Annotated in this window: 1 protein-coding gene; it reads left to right on the top strand. The window is 69.7% G+C overall.

The genetic code is table 11. The annotated features are described in order from the left end of the window. A partial coding sequence (locus ACWCPY_RS43325) for a hypothetical protein (protein ID WP_451274706.1) occupies positions 1-1,183 on the top strand: 1,183 nt, incomplete at both ends.

Genomic DNA, 1,183 nt, shown 5'->3' with positions numbered 1-1,183 from the left:
GGACAGCCAGAACCCGGACACCGGCGTTCTGGGGGCCGGTCTCCCGCAACAGGGAACGAACCACCCGGACCACAACCACAACCCCGACCACGACCACGACCCCGGCGACGGCGACGGCTGGATGGCCGGTAACGGTCCCGGTTTCGACGCGTTCGCCCTTCCCGGCGCGGACGGACAGGCCGACTGGACAGCCATGACCAGGACCCTTCTCGGCCTCGATCCCCAGGAGGAAGTGACCGCGGAACACCACGAACAGGCACAACGGCTCCTCGCCGACATCTCCCTCCAAACCCCACCCCCGGCACCACCGGCGGACCCCACCCTCACCACCGAGGCGACGGACTGGGGCGCGCTGATGGACTGGGACCTTTCCGGGGAGCAGGGCCTGGACACCGGCGTTTTGGGGGCCGGTCTCCCGCAACAGGGGGAGGAACCCCGTGGGCAGGTCGTCGGTGTTCCGGGGATGCCGGGACCGGCACACCTCCCGTCCATCGAGAAGATCGCCCGGACCATCCGCGAGCTGGCCGGGCAGCGGAATCGCGTCGGTGTGCACCTTGCCGACCTGACCACCCACCTCCGCGGCCAGCAGGAATTCAAGCACCTCGACCTGCAGGAATACGGCATCAGGAACGTCCTCGAGGCCAACGGCATCATCCTCAAGACGAAACTCCAATTGCAGTTCGGCGACAAGCAGCGCGGACGGCTGGGGGTGCGGGTGGAGGATCTGGGCGGGCACGGCCTCGCCCACCTCCCGACCATCGAGGACCTCGCCCGCACCATCCGCCAGCTGGCAGCAGCGAACAGCCACCTCGGTGTGCATCTCGCCGACCTGGCCGCCCGCCTCGGCCTGGAGGAAGGCGTGATCAGGGGCGTCCTTGCGGCCCACGGCCTCACCACCCAGAAACTCAAACTGCGGTTCGATGGCAAGCGGCTCAACCGGCTGGGGGTGCGGGTGGATGCCCTGGGCCGGCACGGCATCGCCGAAAACGGGCCAGGTGAACTGCCCCGGGGGACCTCCGACCAACCCAGCAGGACAGCACCGCAGGAGACCACGGACCCGGCTGGCCCCGGCCACACCCACCACCCCGCCCCCCGGATCACCGCCCCCGGCACAACCAGCGACCGGGTCTTCGCCGCACTGAACCTCACAGAGCCGACGGCAGCCCAGGGCAGCACGGACCTA

It is taken from the genome of Streptomyces sp. NPDC002403, assembly GCF_053593015.1.
This window is presented reverse-complemented; position numbering and strand designations above follow the sequence as displayed.